Source organism: Tabrizicola fusiformis, from assembly GCF_013328815.1.
Taxonomy (GTDB): domain Bacteria; phylum Pseudomonadota; class Alphaproteobacteria; order Rhodobacterales; family Rhodobacteraceae; genus Fuscibacter.
On record NZ_JABUHN010000003.1, the window covers coordinates 323,291 to 339,779 of the forward strand.

Below are 16,489 nucleotides of genomic sequence, written 5' to 3' on the forward strand. Positions count from 1 at the left end.
CATGTCCACCCTTCCCGCCGAAACCCGCATCGGCCATGTCCACCTGAAGGTGGCCGACCTTGACCGCGCCATCGCCTTTTACTCCGGCATCCTTGGGTTCGAGGTGATGCAGCGCTATGGCACGCAGGCGGCCTTCCTTTCGGCGGGCGGCTATCACCACCATATTGGCCTCAACACTTGGGAATCGAAGGGGGCGAACCCGCCACCGCCCGGACACACCGGGCTTTACCACACCGCCATCCTGTTTCCCGACCGCAAGGCGCTGGCGCAGGTTCTGACGCGGCTGATGGCGGCGGGCTGGCCGCTGGACGGTGCCTCGGATCACGGCGTCAGCGAGGCGCTTTACCTGACGGACCCGGATGGCAACGGGGTTGAGCTTTACCGCGACCGCCCCGCCACCGAATGGCCGCTGGACGCCGCGGGTAAGCTGAAGATGTTCAGCCGTCCGCTCAACCTCGACGCGCTTCTGGCCGAAGCCTGATCGCCCGGGCAGGCGCCGCCTTGCCGGCCCGATCCTGCCGGGCTTGCCCCCGCCCGGCGGGAATGATCAAGTCGCCCGACAGAGCGAGGGGGATTTCACATGGCGACCGGCAGCAACATCCGCACCTATTTTCAGGGCCGTTGGCATGAGGGCGACCTTGCCGTGATCCGCGCAGCCGATCAGGGGGCATGGCTGGGTGCCAATGTGTTCGACGGTGCCCGCTGGTTCGACGGCATGGCGCCCGACCTTGACCTGCATTGCCAGCGCGTCAACCGTTCGGCCAAGGCGATGGAGCTGGTGCCCACCTGCACGCCCGAAGACATGCAGGCGATCATCCGCGAGGGGCTTGCGGCCTATGGGCCGGGCCAGTCGGTCTATATCCGCCCGATGTATTGGGGGATCGACGTGGATGCGGGCGGGCTCGGCCCCGATCCGGGCCAGACCGGCTTTTGCATCTGTCTGGAAGAGGTGGCGATGCCCGCCGCCGATCAGGCCGCCACGCTGACCCGCACCCGCTTTCGCCGCCCCGTGCTGGAAACGGCGGTCTGCAACGCCAAGGCGGGGGCGCTTTATCCCAACAATGCCCGCATGGTGGCCGAGGCGCGGACCAAAGGCTTTACCAACGCACTTGTGGCCGATGCCATTGGCAATGTTGCCGAAACCGCCACCGCCAATGTCTTTATGGTGCGCGACGGCGTGGCCTTTACCCCCATCGCCAACGGCACCTTCCTTGCCGGTATCACCCGCGCCCGCCATATCGCCAATCTGCGCGCAGACGGGGTTGAGGTGGTCGAGGCGGTGCTGACCTTTGACGACTTCCATCAGGCGGATGAGGTGTTCCTGACCGGCAACTTCGCCAAGGTCACCCGTGTTTCCCGCTTTGACGAAACCGAGTATCGCAGCCATGCCATGGCCGACCGCGCCCGGGCGCTTTACTGGGATTGGGCGGCGCGCGGACGATAGGGGGCCGACATGACCAAGGTGCGGGCAGGACTGGCAATTTCGGCGGATGGCTTCGGCGCGGGGCCGGATCAGGGATTGGACAATCCCTTGGGCAAGCGGGGCCGGGAATTGCACGACTGGCAATTCGGCACCCGCACCTTTCAGAACATGATCGGCAAAGACGGCGGTTCCGAAGGTGTGGACGATGATTTCTGCGCAAGGGGAATGCGCGGTTTCGGCGCCTTCATCATGGGGCGCAACATGTTCGGCCCGATCCGCGGCGATTGGCCGGCCGAAGCGTGGAATGGCTGGTGGGGGCCGAACCCGCCCTATCACGCGCCGGTTTACGTTCTGACCCATTATCCCCGCCCGCCTTTGGTGATGGGGGGCGGAACCACCTTCCATTTCACCGCAGACAGCATCGAAACCGTGCTGGATCGGGCGAAAGAGGCGGCAGGCGGGCGCGACGTGAAGATTGCCGGCGGCATGTCCACGGTGCGCCAATATCTGCGGGCTGGGCTGATTGACGAGCTGCACTTCGCCATCTCGCCGGTGTTCCTGGGGCGCGGTGAAAGCCTGCTCGACGGTTTCGATCTGCCGGCGCTCGGCTTTGCCGTGACCGAACAGGCGCTGACCGACAAGGCGATGCATGTGATCCTGACCCGGGGCTGAGACGGGCTGAGACGGGCACCCCACGCCCGCCCCCGCACGCCCTTGCCTTCGCCCCCCCGAAAGAGGCATGATCCGCGCGAAGAGGAGCAATAATGCGCAAGTTTCTCGTCGTGCTGGACGATACCCGCGAATGCCTGAATGCCATGCGCTTTGCCGCGATGCGGGCGGCGCGCACCGGCGGGGGGGTGCAGATCCTGTCGATCATCCCGCCCGAAGAATATCAGCACTGGATGGGCGTCGCCGATCTGATGCGTGCCGAAGCGCGCGAGCGGATCGAGGCGCATTTCGAAGTTTTCGCCAAATGGATGCGCGACAAGCAGGGCGTGAACCCCGAGCTTGTGGTGCGTGAGGGCGACCCGGTGGCCGAGATTCTGGCACAGGTCCGCGCCGATCCCGAGGTGGGCGTGCTGGTTCTGGGCGCGGGCAGCGAAAAGGGCGGCCCCGGCCCGCTGGTGACGCATCTGACCCGCAGCTCGGGTAGCCTGCCGATCCCGATGACCATCGTTCCGGGCGACATGTCGAAGGAACGGCTGGAAAGCATCACCTGAGCGGAACCTGCACCGGGCATGAGGGGAAGAATGCTGCTGATTGCGGGGCTTGTGATTGCACTGTCGATCGGCGCTCAGGGCGCGCAGAACACCCGCATTATGCGCGAGGCGGCGGCGCTGTCGCAGCATGATCTGCCGCTGCAACCGGGCCTTGACCCTGCGGTGTTGCGAAATCTGGCGGTGCTGGAGGTGGACACCGGCCGGGCGCAGCCGCCCGGCTGCAACGCGATCTGCGCCCTGCTGCTGGGCAGCGGAGCGGCAGACCGGGTGACGCTTGCCCCCCTGCCATGGGGCAGCGCCGTTGCCGATCCGCCGGGCGATGTTCCGGCCACCGCCTATTGGCTGGAACCGCGGGCGACCTGCCCTGAAGTTGCCGTCACCCAAGAAGGCGAGATTGCCCGGCCCTGGGGCGCCGACAATCTGGATGGCGCCTCGAACGCGCTGATGTTGCAGGCCGCGGCGGCGACGGGCCTGTGTCTGGTCAGCGCCCCGGCGCCGCTGTCGCAAGCCGCGGCGCTTCTGGTGCTGGGGCCGGTGGACAGCATGGCCTCGACCGGGCGACTGCAACGCGCACCTTGGGCGGATGCGGTGGGCGCCTCGCGGTTGGCGTTCTATCTGCGCGACGGGGCGGAGTGGCGCCCGGTGCTGCGCCAAACCGGGGTGACGGCGGCGCCTTTCCTGCATCCGGTCCCGGTTCCCGGTTTCGGCTATTGGGGGGCGCCGGGCAGCCTGCTGGCCTTCCCCCGACAGTTGCACAGCCAGACCCCGCCCGACTGGGGCGATGCTGGCCCGGGCTTTGGTGCGCGCAAGCTGCTCTGGGACGATCTGGGGCTGGATACCAGCACCGGCGCGATGCTGGCACAGCGGCTTGAGGCGCTGCTGCCCCTGCCGCATGAGCCAGAGCGACGGGCCAAGGCGCTGGCGGTGCTGGGCGATGTGCTGGGCTCGGCCTGGCTGCGCGGCCCGGAACCGCCCGGGATTGAAGCCATCATCGACCGGCTGGCGAGCTGGCCGGAACTGGCCGACGACTGGCGGCTGGGCTTCGATCTGCAACGGGCGCTGGCCCGCAGACCCTGACGAAAAGGCAAGACCGGCAACGCAACGTCAGGCAGTCGCCCGGCGCATGGCGCCATGCCGGCAGAGTGCGTTGCTGCGATGCAGCATCCGTGCTAGGCTTCGGTCAGGGAGGAGATGCAGAAAGGAAAAACCATGTGCATCCTCGTCCCGCAAAAGCCCGTCGCCGTTGAAGTGCCCGGACTTGCCTATTACACCGAGGCGCCCCCCCTGCCCGCAGCCACGCAGCCGGCCCCCCGCGTCGCCCGCAAGCTGGCCGCCCTTGACCAGATGTATGGCTATTACACCGCCGAATAGGTCGCCCACCCCGCCCGTGACGCCAGTATGACGCGGGCGGCGACCTTGACTTGACACCGTGGCGGGCGCATATCCGACTGGAATAGTATGGAAGCGCCCCATGTTCATCCAGACCGAATCCACGCCGAACCCCGCCACGCTGAAATTCCTGCCCGGCCAGTCCGTGCTTGACCTTGGCACCGCCGATTTTCCCAATGCGGAAGGCGCGGCAAAATCACCGCTGGCCAAACGGATCTTTGCGGTTTCGGGGGTTACCGGGGTGTTTCTCGGCACCGATTTCGTGACGGTGACCAAGGCGGATGCGGTGGAATGGCAGCATGTGAAGCCCGCCATTCTGGGCGCCATCATGGAGCATTTCCAGTCCGGCGCCCCGGCGATCGAGGGCGAAGGTCAGGCGGCCCATGCCGCGCATGACGGGCCCGATGGCGATATCGTCAAGCAGATCAAGGAATTGCTGGATACCCGCGTGCGGCCTGCCGTGGCGCAGGACGGCGGCGACATCACCTTCCACGGCTTTGACCGGGGCGTGGTCTATCTGCATATGAAGGGGGCCTGCGCCGGGTGCCCGTCTTCGACCCTCACCTTGAAAATGGGGATCGAGAACCTGCTGCGCCATTACATCCCCGAGGTGACCGAGGTTCGCCCTGTTGCGGCCTGACACCCTTCTGGCATTCGACACATCGGCGGCGCATTGCGCCGCCGCTTTGCTGTCGGGGGGGCAGGTCTGGCTGCGGTGCGAGCCGATGGACAAGGGGCAGGCCGAACGGCTGATGCCGCTGCTGGAAGAGCTGCTGGCCGAGGCGGGCATCGGCTGGTCCGATCTTGCGGGCATCGGGGTGGGCACCGGGCCGGGCAACTTTACCGGCGTGCGGATTTCGGTGGCCGCGGCGCGCGGCCTCGCGCTGGGGCTGGGCATTCCCGCCATCGGCGTCACCCGGCTTGAGGCGCTGGCCCATCGCCTGCCCCGCCCGATCACGGTGATCGAGGATGCCCGGCGCGGCGAAGCCTATGTGCAGGAATTCGCGGCGGAACCCGGTCCGGCCCGGATCACCCCGCTTCCGGTTGCCGTGGCGGGTGCGGTGACCGGATCGGCGGCGCCGGATGGCCTGCCATCCGCCTTGCCGCTGGCGCAAGCGGTGGCCGAGATTGCCCTGTCGCGCCTTAGCACGCCGCAGCCGCGCCCGGCGCCGTTTTATCTGCGCGGCGCCGATGCGGCGCCGCCCTCGGACCCGCCCCCGGTCATCCTGCCATGACCCCCGCCGCGATGGCGGCCCTGCACGCCGCCTGTTTCACCAGCCCCCGCCCTTGGTCCGAGGCCGAGATCGTGGCCCTTCTGGCCGATCCTCTGGTCTTCTGCCTGACCGCGCCTGCGGGCTTTCTGATGGGGCGCGCCGTGGCCGGAGAGGCGGAGCTTCTGACCCTTGCCGTCGATCCTGCACAGCGTCGGGCTGGCATCGGCCGCCGCCTTGTCGCGGGCTTTCTGGATGAGGCGGCGCGGCGTGGCGCCGAATCATGCTTCCTTGAGGTGGCCGCCGGAAACGCTGCCGCGCGGGCGCTTTATGCCGCTGCCGGCTTTGCCGAGGCCGGCATCCGCCGCGGATACTACCGCCACCCCTCGGACATGGCCGAGGATGCTCTGATCATGGTCCGCGCCATGATGGAACCAAAATAGAACCAATTCCCGCGCCGCGCCCGATTTTGCCGCGCCCTTCCGAAGCCCCCGGCCCGCCGTCAGATTCTTGTTGACCGTTCGGACAGGTTCTGACCTGAATTGCCGACGAACCCCTTGCAGTCGGCGCCGCGCGCGCCCGGGACGGGGGGCCTAGGATACTGTAACCGGGAGAAAATCATGACCCTGATGAAACACCTCATGGGTGCCGCGGCAACGCTGGCGCTGACCTCTGGCATGGCGCTGGCCGATCCGGCCATCATCTTTGACCTTGGCGGCAAGTTCGACAAATCCTTCAACGAGGCCGCCTTCAACGGCGCCGAGCGTTGGGCCAAGGAAACCGGCGGCACCTACAAAGAGCTTGAGATGCAGTCGGAAGCCCAGCGCGAACAGGCGCTGCGCCGTCTGGCCGAATCGGGCGCCAACCCGGTCGTGATGACCGGCTTTGCCTTTGGTGACGTGCTGGCCAAGGTCGCCCCCGACTTCCCCGACACCAAGTTTGCCATCATCGACATGGTGGTCGAACAGCCGAACGTGAAATCGGTGGTCTTCAACGAACATGAGGGCAGCTATCTGGTGGGGATGCTGGCGGGTCTGGCCTCCAAGACCAACACCGTCGGCTTCATCGGCGGCATGGACATTCCGCTGATCCGCAAATTCGGCTGCGGCTATGCGCAGGGTGTGAAGGCGGTCAAGCCGGATGCCACCGTGGTCCTGAACATGACCGGCACCACCCCGGCAGCCTGGAACGACCCGGTGAAGGGTGCCGAACTGGCCAAGGCGCAAAAGGCGCAAGGCGCCGACGTGATCTATGCGGCGGCTGGCGGCACCGGCGTGGGCGTGCTGCAGACCGCGGCGGACGAGGGCATTCTCTCGATCGGCGTGGACAGCAACCAGAACTACATGCACCCGGGCAAGGTTCTGACCTCGATGCTCAAGCGCGTGGACAACGCGGTCTATGAAGCGTTCAAGGAAGGCACCGACCTGAAGACCGGGTTCAACGTGATGGGTCTGGCCAATGACGGCGTGGGCTATGCGATGGACGAAAACAACGCTTCGCTGGTCACCCCCGAAATGCAGGCGGCGGTTGACGCGGCTGCGGCCAAGATCAAATCGGGCGAGCTTGTGGTCCACGACTACATGTCGGACAACACCTGCCCGGCGGCGACGTTCTGATGGCCGATCAGGCCAATACGGGGCGGCAGGAAACTGCCGCCCCCACCCCGGCCTATGCCATTGAGCTGAAAGGCATCTCCAAAGCCTTCGGCCCGGTGCAGGCGAACAAGGACATCAACATCGCCGTGCCGCGCGGCACGATCCACGGCATCATCGGCGAAAACGGCGCGGGCAAATCCACGCTGATGTCGATTCTCTATGGCTTTTACAAAGCCGATTCCGGCGCGATCCTGATCAACGGCCAGCTGACCCCCATTCCCGACAGCCAGAGCGCCATCCGCGCCGGCATCGGCATGGTGTTCCAGCATTTCAAGCTGGTGCAGAATTTCACGGTGCTGGAAAACGTCATTCTGGGCGCCGAAGACGGGCCGATGCTCAACAGCTCGCTGGCCAAGGCGCGCAAGGTGCTGGCCGGTCTCAGCCGCGACTATGAACTGGACGTCGATCCCGATGCCCTGATCGAAGACCTGTCGGTCGGCCATCAGCAGCGCGTCGAAATTCTCAAGGCGCTGTATCGGCAGGCCGAAATCCTTATTCTGGACGAGCCGACCGGGGTTCTGACCCCGGATGAGGCCGACCATCTGTTCCGCATCCTCAAGGGGCTGAAGGACCAAGGCAAGACCATCATCCTGATCACCCACAAGCTGCGCGAGATCATGGAGGCGACCGACAATGTCTCGGTCATGCGGCGGGGCACCATGGTCGGCACGGTCAAGACCGCCGAAAGCAGCCCGGAATCGCTGGCCGAGCTGATGGTGGGCCGCAAGGTTCTGCTCGAGGTCGAGAAGAAGCCCGCCACCCCCGGCGCGGTGGTGTTGCAGGTGGAAAACCTGAAAGTGCGCGACGAACACGGGGTCGAACGGCTGAAAGGCATCAGCTTTGACATCCGCGCGGGCGAGATTCTGGGCATCGCGGGCGTGGCAGGCAACGGGCAGTCGGAATTGCTGGCGGCGCTTGGCGGCATGATGCGCGCCTCGGGCAAGGTCACCCTCAAGGGCGCCGACCTGCCCCTGTCGGGCAAGGGCGCCGATGGGCAAAGCCGCCGCAGCGCGGGCATCGCCCATGTGCCCGAGGATCGCCACCATTACGGGCTGATCCTAGATTTCACCGCCTGGGAAAACGTGGCCTTCGGCTATCACAACGACCCGAAATACCAGAAGAACGCCCTCTTCATGGACAACGCCGCCCTGCGCGCCGATACCGAAGCGAAGATGGCCACCTTCGACGTGCGCCCACCGATCCCGACGCTGGCCGCAAAGAGCTTTTCCGGCGGCAATCAGCAAAAGATCGTTGTGGCGCGCGAGATCGAGCGGAACCCCGACCTTCTGCTGATCGGACAGCCGACGCGCGGGGTGGATATCGGCGCCATCGAGTTCATCCACAAGGAAATCGTGGCGCTGCGCGATCAGGGCAAGGCGATCCTGCTGGTCTCGGTCGAGCTGGATGAAATCATGTCGCTCTCGGACCGCATCGCGGTGATGTTCGACGGCCGCCTGATGGGGATGCGCAACCCCGAGACCACCAATGAACGCGAGCTTGGCCTGCTGATGGCCGGGATGAGCGGGGAGTCCTGAGATGGAACGTTTGCCCAAATGGGCCGATGTGGCGCTGGTGCCGCTGATCAGCCTGCTGTTCGCGGCGGTGATCTCGGCCCTCGTGATCCTTGCCATCGGCAAAGACCCGGTCGAGGCGCTGAACACCATGGTCACCGGCGCGCTCGGCTCGGCCTATGGCTGGGGCTATACGCTTTATTACACCACCAGCTTCATCTTCACCGGGCTGGCGGTGACGGTGGCCTTTCACGCCGGCCTGTTCAACATCGGCGGCGAGGGGCAGGCGCAACTGGGGGGCTTGGGCGTGGCGCTGGTCTGTCTGGCGGTGCCTTGGCCGCATTGGACGGTGGCACTTCTGGCCGCCAGTCTGGGGGCTGCGGCCTTTGGCGCCGCATGGGCTGCGATCCCGGCCTATCTGCAGGCCAAGCGCGGCAGCCATATCGTGATCACCACGATCATGTTCAACTATATCGGGGCCGCGCTGATCGTCTACATGCTGGTCGATGTGCTGCGCCCGGCGGGGCAAATGGACCCGGCCACGGCGAATTTTCCCAAGGAAACCGAACTGCCGACGCTGAACCACATTCCGGGCCTGAACCTGATCTTTGAAAAGGGCGTGCCGGCCAATGTGACCCTCTTCATCGCCCTTGCCGCCGCCGTGGCGGTCTGGGCGCTGCTCTGGCACACACGCCTTGGCTATCAGATCCGCGCCTTCGGAAAATCGGAACCCGCCGCGCGCTATGCCGGGATCAACCCGTTCCGCATCATCATGATTTCCATGCTGATTTCCGGCGCCCTCTCTGGCCTGATGTCAATCAACAACGTCATGGGCGAAGCGGGGCGTCTGGTGCAGAACTCCTCCGAGGGCGCCGGGTTCATCGGTATTGCCGTGGCGCTGATGGGGCGCAATCACCCGATTGGCGTGGTGCTGGCAGCGGTGCTGTTCGGCTTTCTCTATCAGGGTGGGGCGGAACTGGGCCTCTGGACCTCGATCCCGATTGAACTGCGGACCGTGGTGCAGGGTCTGGTGATCCTCTTCACCGGCGCGCTGGATCAGATGGTGCGAATGCTGCTGGCCTGGGTCTTCAACTTCCGCGCGCAACCGAGGGCCGCCTGATGGATTACGCAACACTTCTGCAAATCCTCGACTCGACGCTGCGCCTTGGCACCCCGCTGCTATTGGCCTGCCTTGCCGGGCTTTTCTCGGAGCGCGCCGGCATTTTCGACATCGGGCTGGAAGGCAAGATGCTGATGTCCGCCATGGCCTCGGGCGCGGTGGCGGCGCTGTCGGGTTCGGTCTGGATCGGGCTTGGCGCGGGAATCTGCGCCTCGCTCATCCTTGCGGGCATCCATGGGCTGGCCTCGATCACCTTCCGCGGCAATCAGCTTATCTCCGGGGTGGCGCTGAACTTCATCGCCTCGGGCATCACGGTGCTGGTGGCGCAGGCGCTGTTCGGACAGGGCGGGCGCACCCCGCCACTGCAAGGGGCCGCGCGCTTCAACCCGATCGACCTGCCCTTCGCAGAGGCTTTGTCCAGCGTGCCCGTCCTTGGCCCCTTCTATGCCGAGGTGCTGTCGGGCCATTCCATTCTGGTCTATGCCGCCCTCGCCGCCGTTCCGGCAAGCTGGTGGCTGCTCTACCGCACCCGCTTTGGCCTGCGGCTGCGGGCGGTGGGGGAAAACCCGGCGGCGGTGGATACCGCGGGCGTCTCGGTGGTTGGCCTGCGCTTTGCCGCGGTGGCGATCACCGGCGTTCTCTGCGGCATTGCGGGCGCCTATATGGCCACCGCCCTGCAAGCGGGCTTCGGCCGCGAGATGACGGCAGGGCGCGGCTATATCGCGCTTGCCGCATTGATCTTTGCCAAGTGGCGGCCATGGTCGGCCTTGGGGGCCACAATGCTCTTCGGCTTCTTTCAGGCACTGGCCCTGCGCCCCGACGTGGTCGAAGGCGTGGTGGGCCGCAAGGTGCCGGTCTCGCTCTTGGATGCGCTGCCCTATATCCTGACGGTGCTGGTGCTGGCGGGCTTTGTCGGCAAGGCGATCCCGCCCCGCGCCGGTGGCCAGCCCTATGTGAAAGAGCGCTAATCGCCCTTTCATCTGTCCCAAATATCCCAAGGGGGTTCCGGGGGTGTGAAACCCCCGGGGCCAGCCCAGAACACGCGGTATGCCATGTCTGATGATCTTCTCTCCCTCGTGCAGTCCCGTGCCGGGACCGATCCGGTCCGCTTCGGCCTGATCCTCGGTTCGGGTCTTGGCCATCTGGCGCAGGCGGTGGACGGGGTGGCGATCCCCTATGCCGATCTGCCGGGTTTTCCCCATGCCGCCGTTTCGGGCCACAACCCGAATCTGGTGATCGGCACGCTTGAGGGGGTGCGCGTGGCCGTCTTCGGGGCGCGGGAACATTATTATGAACGCGGCAACCCCGCCGCGATGCGCCCTGCCCTGACCCTGCTCAAGGCGCTTGGGGCCGAAGCGCTGATTGCCACCAATGCCGCAGGCAGCCTGCGGGCGGATATCCGGCCCGGCGACCTGATGCTGCTGGGCGACCACATCAACTTTTCCGGCCTGAACCCGCTGATCGGCGAGCCGACGGATGCCCGTTTCGTGCCGATGACGGCAGCGCATGACCCTGACCTGCGCGCCGGTCTGCGCGCCGCCGCCGAGGCCGAGGGGATTGCCCTGCCCGAAGGCACCTATGCCTGGTATTCCGGCCCTTCGTTCGAGACCCCGGCCGAAATCCGGGCCATCCGCATTCTGGGCGGCGATGCCGTGGGCATGTCCACTGTGCCCGAAGTCATCCTCGCCCGGTTTCTGGGGCTGAAGGTTGCCGCCATCTCGACCATCACCAACATGGCGGCGGGAATGTCGGACGAAAACATCAGCCACGAGCATACCAAGGCCATGGCACCGCTGGGGGCGGCCAAGCTGGAGCGCATCCTGCGGCGTTTCCTCGCAAATCACGACTGATAAAGGGCCGAATTGCAACGGGAACACGGTTTTCGCCGCTGTTGCCCGCAAGGTCGCCCCGGGTTTGACTTGGGGCCGGACCCGGCGCATGGGTGGGGCAAAGGGTTCGAACCCCACAGGCACCCATGCAGCTTTACCTTCCCATTGCCGAGGTCTCGGTCAACGTCTTCCTGCTTTTGGGCATCGGGGGGGTTGTCGGTTTTCTGTCAGGCCTGTTCGGGGTGGGCGGCGGGTTCCTGATCACGCCGCTTTTGCTGTTCATCGGGGTGCCACCCGGCATCGCGGTGGCCACCGGCGCCAATCAGGTGGTCGCCTCGTCGATCTCGGGCGTTCTGGCGCAGCTCAAGCGCAAGGCGGTGGATTTCCGCATGGGCTTCGTCCTGATGGCCGGGGGGCTTTTGGGATCGTGGAGCGGGGTCAGCGTCTTTGCCTGGATGACGCAGCTCGGGCAGGTCGATCTGTTCGTTCAACTGTCCTATGTGCTGTTTCTGGGCCTGATCGGGGCCATGATGTTCTTTGAAAGCGCGCGGTCGCTGCTGCGCGCGCGAAGGGCTGGTTCGGTGCCGGTGCGGCGGTCGCATGTCCATACCTGGGTGCATGGGCTGCCGCTGAAGATCAAGTTCCGTGCCTCGGGGCTGTATATCTCGGTGCTGCCGCCCTTGGCGGTGGGGGCGCTGGTGGGCTTTCTGGCCGGGATCATGGGGGTGGGCGGCGGCTTCATCCTGGTGCCGGCGATGATCTATGTGCTTGGGATGCCGACCAAGGTCGTGATCGGAACCTCGCTGTTCCAGATCATCTTCGTCACCGGCTTCACCACGGTCGTTCATGCGGTGAACAGCCATACCGTGGATATGATGCTGGCGCTGCTGTTGATCCTGGGTGGCGTGATCGGGGCGCAAATCGGCACGCAGGTGGGCTTGCGCCTGAAGGGGGAACAGTTGCGCATCCTGCTGGCGCTTCTGGTTCTGGCGGTGGCGGTGAAGATTGCCTTCGACCTCTTGCTGCGCCCGGCTGAACTTTACTCGATCGCGCCTCTGGTGCTGCCATGAGGTGGTGGGCCGTTCTTCTTTTGCTGTGCGCGGGCCCTCTTGCCGCCTCGGAAACCATCGTCGCGGGTCTGAGCCAGAATCGCGTGGCGATCACGGCGCAATACGACGGGTCCGAGATTCTGGTTTACGGCGCCGTGCGCCGGGATGCCCCCCTGCCCAAGGGGCATCCGCTTGAAGTGATCGTCACGGTCGAGGGGCCGGCAACGCCGCTGGTCATTCGCCGCAAGGAGCGGACGGCCGGTATCTGGGTCAATGCCGCGGCGGTCACCATCGACGCCGCCCCCAGCTTTTATGCGGTGGCCACCACAGCGCCGCTGGAGGATATCCTTTCTGCGACCGAGGATCTGCGTCACCGCATCACCCTGTCCAACGCGATCCGCGCCATCGGCATTTCTGCCGAAGCCGCCGATTCGCCCGAATTCGTGGCCGCACTGGAACGGATCCGCATGGCCGAAGACCGCTATCGCATGTCCGAAGGCAGCATCAGCTTTGTCGAACAGACCCTGTTTCGCACCGATGTCGTGCTACCCTCGAACCTGACCGAGGGGGATTACCGGGTGCGCCTGTTCCTGACCCGGGGCGGCAAGGTGATCGACAAGCAGGAGCGCGTGATCAACGTGCGCAAGACCGGGATCGAGCGCTTCCTATATAACACCGCCCATGATGAGCCGCTGGCCTACGGCCTTGCCTCGCTGCTCCTTGCGGTGGTGGCGGGCTGGGCGGCTTCGGCGGGGTTCAGGCTGCTCCGGCGCTGACCCGCTGGAACAGGCGCGGAAAGGCCGCGCGCATCGTCAGCCCCCGCGCCGCATTCAGCACCATCAGCGCCGCCCAGAGCCCGTGGTTGCCCATGGCCAGCGGCAGCGCGACAACGGCCAGAGTGTAAAGCAACACCGACAGGAACATGGCGCGCAGCATTTCGCGCGTCATCAGGGCGCCGATGAAGATGCCGTCATAGATCCAGCTTGCCACCCCGATCAGCGGTGCGGCAATCAGCCAGGGCAGGTAGTGCCGGGCCGCCTCGCGCACATCGGGGGCGGTGGTCATCAGGTCGATGATCGGCCCCCCCGCGATCAGGAAGGCGACCGACATCAGCGCGGCACCGCCAAAGCCCCATTGCATCGAAATCCGCGTCGCCTGCCGCAGCGGCGCCAGCGCCCGCGCGCCCACCGCCTGCCCCACCAGCGTTTCGGCGGCGATGGCGAAACCGTCCAGCGCATAGGCGGTGATTTCCAGAAACTGCAACAGAACCTGATTGGCGGCCAGCGTCACATCGCCTTCGCGGGCGCCCAGAAAGATGAAGGTGGTAAAGCAGAGTTGCAGCAGGATGGTGCGGATCATGATGTCACGGCTTGCGGTGAACATCCGCCGCAGCGCCAGCCGGTCACCCAGCCGCGCCAGCGCCGGGCGCAGCGCCGCGCCCAGCACATCGCGCGCCAGCCACAGGGCAAAGATCAGCCCCGACCATTCGGCCAGCAGCGTGGCAAAGGCCACCCCCGGAACACCCCAGCCCAGACCCAGCACGAACCACAGGTCCAGCGCGATGTTCATGCCGTTCTGCAACAATTGCAGCCAGAGAACGCCCCGCGTCCGCTCCATCCCGATCAGCCAGCCGGTCAGCGCATAGACTGCAATCGTCGCTGGCGCCCCCCAGATGCGGATGGTCAGATATTGCCGCGCCAGCCCTTCGACCTCGGCGCTCGCCGGGGCAAGGTGCAGCGCCGCCCCAAAAAGCAGCGCCTGCGCAAGGATCAGGAGCAGCCCCGCCGCCATGGCCACGATCATCGCGCGCAACAGGACCGCCGCCTGTTCGGCCCCGTCCCCCGCCCCGCGCGCCTGCGCCGCAAGGCCCGAGGTGGACATCCGCAGAAACCCGAAGGCCCAGTAAAGCGTGGCCAGAACCACCGCCCCCAGCCCCACCGCGCCCAAGGGTGCCGCCTGCCCCAATTGCCCGATCACCGCCGTATCGACGGCCCCCAGCAAGGGCACGGTCACATTCGACAGCACCACCGGCACCGCGATTTTCAGCACACGACGATGGGTGATGTCGCTCATTCGGCAGGGCTTCCGGGCGGAGGCGGCATCAGAAGATGCACCGTGCCCAGCGCAAAGGGCCGGTCGCGGTTGTCCTGCCATGCCTCGACCTGCACGCTTGCATAACGGCGGCCGGACCGCATCACCCGCGCCCGCGCATAGGCGTCGCGCGGCAGGCCGGTGCGCAGATAGTCCACGCTGAAGTCGATCGTGCGCGGCAGCGGCGGCAGTTCCTTGCCTTGCAACCCCGCCGGGTCGATCCGCTGCGCCTCGATATCCTCCCAGAGCGTGGTCCATGCCAGCCCGACGATGGCCGTCACTTCAAGAAACGCCGCCGTCACACCGCCATGCAGCGCGGGAATGGTCGGATTGCCGATCAGATGGTCGGCATAGGGCAAAACCGCCGTCAGTTCATCGCCGCGCCGGTCAAAGGTGATGCCCAGAAACCGCGCATAGGGAATCCCCTCGGACAGCCATGCCAGCGCCGCATCCCGGCGCGACTTGACCACCTGAACCGGCTCGGGCCGGGTGCGGGGGCCGCTCATGGCGTGGCCTCGCGGCCCAATTCCACGGTAAAGGCGCCGGTGCCCATTGCGACCGGGCGGCTCTGATCTTCGTCCACCGCGACCACCCGCACGAAAGCGACCGAACGGGTGACATGGTGGCATTCGGCCCGCGCCGTCACCTGCTGCCCCGGCGTGGCGGGCCGCATGTAGTCGATCCGCAAATCCAGCGTCGCGGTAGACCGCACCCCTGCCGGATGGCACATCACCGCCGCCCCCGAAGCGGTATCCATCAGCGCCGAAACCGCGCCGCCATGCAGCACCCCCGTCGCCGGATCGCCCACAAGCCGCGCATCCCATGGCATCGAGATGACCGCCCGCCCCTCGCCCAGCTCGGTCAGGTCCATGCCCAGCGCGCGGGCATGGGGCAGCGCCTCGATGAACTGGCGGGCCATGGTCAGGATATTGCTCATGCTGTTGTCTCCTGCGGCATCTTCGGCTGCGGGCCCCGACAGATGCAAGGGGGATGCGGCAATTCTTGCGCGAAGTCCCCGCAGGCCCTAGGCTTTGTCCGAAATCAGGTGCCAGAGATGACCGAGACCCGCCTCAGCTTCAAGGACATGTGCGCGAAGTTCGATGTGACGCCGCGCACCCTGCGCTATTACGAATACATCGAACTTCTTTCACCGCAGAAAGAGGGGCGCACACGGTTTTACGGCCCAAGGGAAGTTGCCCGCATGACGCTGATCCTGCGGGGGCGTCGATTCGGCTTCTCGCTGGAGGAAATCCGGCAATGGCTGCTGATCTATGGCAAGAAGGGCGAAAAGCAGCAGCTTGAGGCGTGGTTGCAGATGGCCGACCGGCAATTGGCCGAGCTAGAGCGTCAGCGGGCCGAGCTTGACACCAGCATCGACGATCTGCGCGCCCTGCGCGGCACCGCGCATGACGAGCTGTCGCGCCTGACCGGGCCGGACACGCTCGGCTGACATCACGTCACGCTGCGCTCTGACGTGACGTTACATTTACGTTAACGTCAAGCACTCTACTAAGGTGGTCGGCAAGCCCCCAACTGCGTGGGACAGCCCCCGCGTGAGAGTGCCATGACCGATCCGACCGCCACCAAATCTGCCGAGACCCTGACCATCCGCGAGATGTGTGACAGCTTTGATGTCACCCCGCGGACGCTGCGGTTCTATGAGGCCAAGGAACTGCTTTTCCCGATAAGGGAAGGCACGAAAAGGCTTTTCACCCGCAAGGACCGCGCCCGGCTGACGCTGATCCTGCGCGGCAAGCGGTTCGGCTTCACGCTTGAGGATATCCGCCAGCTTCTGGGCATGTATGACCCGACCGGCTCGAATGCCGATCAGTTGGACAAGACCTGTGCCATTGCCCGCGAACGCCTTGCCCTGATGGAGGGGCAGCGCGCCGAACTCGACATCGCCATCACCGATCTGAAGGCCCAGCTTGCGGAGGGAGAGCGGCTTCTGGCCGCGCGCCGCAGGCAAGCGGCCGAGTGAACCGAACGAC

General features: G+C 65.9%; 21 protein-coding genes. 18 read left to right on the top strand and 3 right to left on the bottom strand.

Going from position 1 to position 16,489, the window contains the following annotated elements:
* Window position 1 precedes the first annotated feature (1 nt).
* The 16 genes from HS053_RS06345 to HS053_RS06420 all read left to right on the top strand — a co-directional run bounded on the left by HS053_RS06345 (window position 2) and on the right by HS053_RS06420 (window position 13,183).
* The gene (locus HS053_RS06345) at window positions 2–481 is read left to right on the top strand and encodes a VOC family protein (protein WP_174210368.1); all 480 of its coding nucleotides are present in this window, start codon (window positions 2–4) and stop codon (window positions 479–481) included.
* Between the two features lie 99 nt (window positions 482–580).
* A complete protein-coding gene (locus HS053_RS06350) occupies window positions 581–1,444 on the top strand; it encodes a branched-chain amino acid aminotransferase (RefSeq protein ID WP_174210369.1) in 864 nt (287 codons plus the stop codon).
* Window positions 1,445–1,453: 9 nt separating this feature from the next.
* The gene (locus HS053_RS06355) at window positions 1,454–2,095 is read left to right on the top strand and encodes a dihydrofolate reductase family protein (protein ID WP_174210370.1); all 642 of its coding nucleotides are present in this window, start codon (window positions 1,454–1,456) and stop codon (window positions 2,093–2,095) included.
* Between the two features lie 92 nt (window positions 2,096–2,187).
* Window positions 2,188–2,643, top strand: a complete 456-nt coding sequence (locus HS053_RS06360; protein ID WP_174210371.1) for a universal stress protein — start codon at window positions 2,188–2,190, stop codon at window positions 2,641–2,643.
* Window positions 2,644–2,673: 30 nt separating this feature from the next.
* Complete coding sequence (locus HS053_RS06365) at window positions 2,674–3,720, top strand: hypothetical protein (RefSeq protein ID WP_174210372.1); 1,047 nt, start codon at window positions 2,674–2,676, stop codon at window positions 3,718–3,720.
* Window positions 3,721–3,852: 132 nt separating this feature from the next.
* Entirely contained in the window at window positions 3,853–4,014 is a 162-nt protein-coding gene (locus HS053_RS06370; protein ID WP_174210373.1) for a hypothetical protein, read from the top strand.
* Between the two features lie 100 nt (window positions 4,015–4,114).
* Window positions 4,115–4,672, top strand: coding sequence for a NifU family protein (locus HS053_RS06375; RefSeq protein WP_174210374.1), 558 nt, complete (start codon window positions 4,115–4,117; stop codon window positions 4,670–4,672).
* The gene (gene tsaB / locus HS053_RS06380; protein ID WP_174210375.1) at window positions 4,662–5,267 is read left to right on the top strand and encodes a tRNA (adenosine(37)-N6)-threonylcarbamoyltransferase complex dimerization subunit type 1 TsaB; all 606 of its coding nucleotides are present in this window, start codon (window positions 4,662–4,664) and stop codon (window positions 5,265–5,267) included. Before HS053_RS06375 ends, tsaB begins: the two co-directional genes overlap by 11 nt.
* Window positions 5,264–5,686 (top strand): ribosomal protein S18-alanine N-acetyltransferase, encoded by a 423-nt coding sequence (gene rimI, locus HS053_RS06385; protein WP_174210376.1) that lies wholly within the window; start codon window positions 5,264–5,266, stop codon window positions 5,684–5,686. Before tsaB ends, rimI begins: the two co-directional genes overlap by 4 nt.
* 177 nt (window positions 5,687–5,863) lie before the next feature.
* Complete coding sequence (locus tag HS053_RS06390) at window positions 5,864–6,859, top strand: BMP family lipoprotein (RefSeq protein ID WP_174210377.1); 996 nt, start codon at window positions 5,864–5,866, stop codon at window positions 6,857–6,859.
* The gene (locus HS053_RS06395; protein ID WP_174210378.1) at window positions 6,859–8,433 is read left to right on the top strand and encodes an ABC transporter ATP-binding protein; all 1,575 of its coding nucleotides are present in this window, start codon (window positions 6,859–6,861) and stop codon (window positions 8,431–8,433) included. Before HS053_RS06390 ends, HS053_RS06395 begins: the two co-directional genes overlap by 1 nt.
* 1 nt (window position 8,434) lies before the next feature.
* Window positions 8,435–9,529 (top strand): ABC transporter permease, encoded by a 1,095-nt coding sequence (locus HS053_RS06400; protein WP_174210379.1) that lies wholly within the window; start codon window positions 8,435–8,437, stop codon window positions 9,527–9,529.
* Window positions 9,529–10,497 carry an ABC transporter permease gene (locus tag HS053_RS06405; protein WP_174210380.1) on the top strand — a complete coding sequence of 323 codons (969 nt, stop codon included), beginning with the start codon at window positions 9,529–9,531 and terminating at the stop codon, window positions 10,495–10,497. The genes HS053_RS06400 and HS053_RS06405 overlap by 1 nt, the downstream gene beginning before the upstream one ends.
* An 84-nt stretch (window positions 10,498–10,581) precedes the next feature.
* Window positions 10,582–11,379, top strand: coding sequence for a purine-nucleoside phosphorylase (locus HS053_RS06410; protein WP_174210381.1), 798 nt, complete (start codon window positions 10,582–10,584; stop codon window positions 11,377–11,379).
* Window positions 11,380–11,504: 125 nt separating this feature from the next.
* The gene (locus tag HS053_RS06415) at window positions 11,505–12,428 is read left to right on the top strand and encodes a sulfite exporter TauE/SafE family protein (protein WP_174210382.1); all 924 of its coding nucleotides are present in this window, start codon (window positions 11,505–11,507) and stop codon (window positions 12,426–12,428) included.
* The gene (locus HS053_RS06420) at window positions 12,425–13,183 is read left to right on the top strand and encodes a TIGR02186 family protein (RefSeq protein WP_174210383.1); all 759 of its coding nucleotides are present in this window, start codon (window positions 12,425–12,427) and stop codon (window positions 13,181–13,183) included. The genes HS053_RS06415 and HS053_RS06420 overlap by 4 nt, the downstream gene beginning before the upstream one ends.
* On the opposite strand, the gene HS053_RS06425 is transcribed toward HS053_RS06420, so the two are convergent.
* Genes HS053_RS06425 through HS053_RS06435 form a run of 3 tightly spaced genes read right to left on the bottom strand, consistent with a single transcriptional unit; the run spans window position 13,164 to window position 15,435 of the window.
* Window positions 13,164–14,480 carry an MATE family efflux transporter gene (locus tag HS053_RS06425; RefSeq protein ID WP_174210384.1) on the bottom strand — a complete coding sequence of 439 codons (1,317 nt, stop codon included), beginning with the start codon at window positions 14,478–14,480 and terminating at the stop codon, window positions 13,164–13,166. The genes HS053_RS06420 and HS053_RS06425 overlap by 20 nt on opposite strands.
* Window positions 14,477–15,004, bottom strand: a complete 528-nt coding sequence (locus tag HS053_RS06430) for a PaaI family thioesterase (protein WP_174210385.1) — start codon at window positions 15,002–15,004, stop codon at window positions 14,477–14,479. Before HS053_RS06430 ends, HS053_RS06425 begins: the two co-directional genes overlap by 4 nt.
* The gene (locus HS053_RS06435) at window positions 15,001–15,435 is read right to left on the bottom strand and encodes a PaaI family thioesterase (RefSeq protein WP_174210386.1); all 435 of its coding nucleotides are present in this window, start codon (window positions 15,433–15,435) and stop codon (window positions 15,001–15,003) included. Before HS053_RS06435 ends, HS053_RS06430 begins: the two co-directional genes overlap by 4 nt.
* A gap of 117 nt (window positions 15,436–15,552) precedes the next feature.
* On the opposite strand from HS053_RS06435, the gene HS053_RS06440 reads away from it, so the two are divergent.
* Window positions 15,553–15,948 carry a MerR family transcriptional regulator gene (locus HS053_RS06440; RefSeq protein ID WP_174210387.1) on the top strand — a complete coding sequence of 132 codons (396 nt, stop codon included), beginning with the start codon at window positions 15,553–15,555 and terminating at the stop codon, window positions 15,946–15,948.
* Between the two features lie 114 nt (window positions 15,949–16,062).
* Window positions 16,063–16,479, top strand: coding sequence for a MerR family transcriptional regulator (locus HS053_RS06445; RefSeq protein WP_174210388.1), 417 nt, complete (start codon window positions 16,063–16,065; stop codon window positions 16,477–16,479).
* Window positions 16,480–16,489 lie beyond the last annotated feature (10 nt).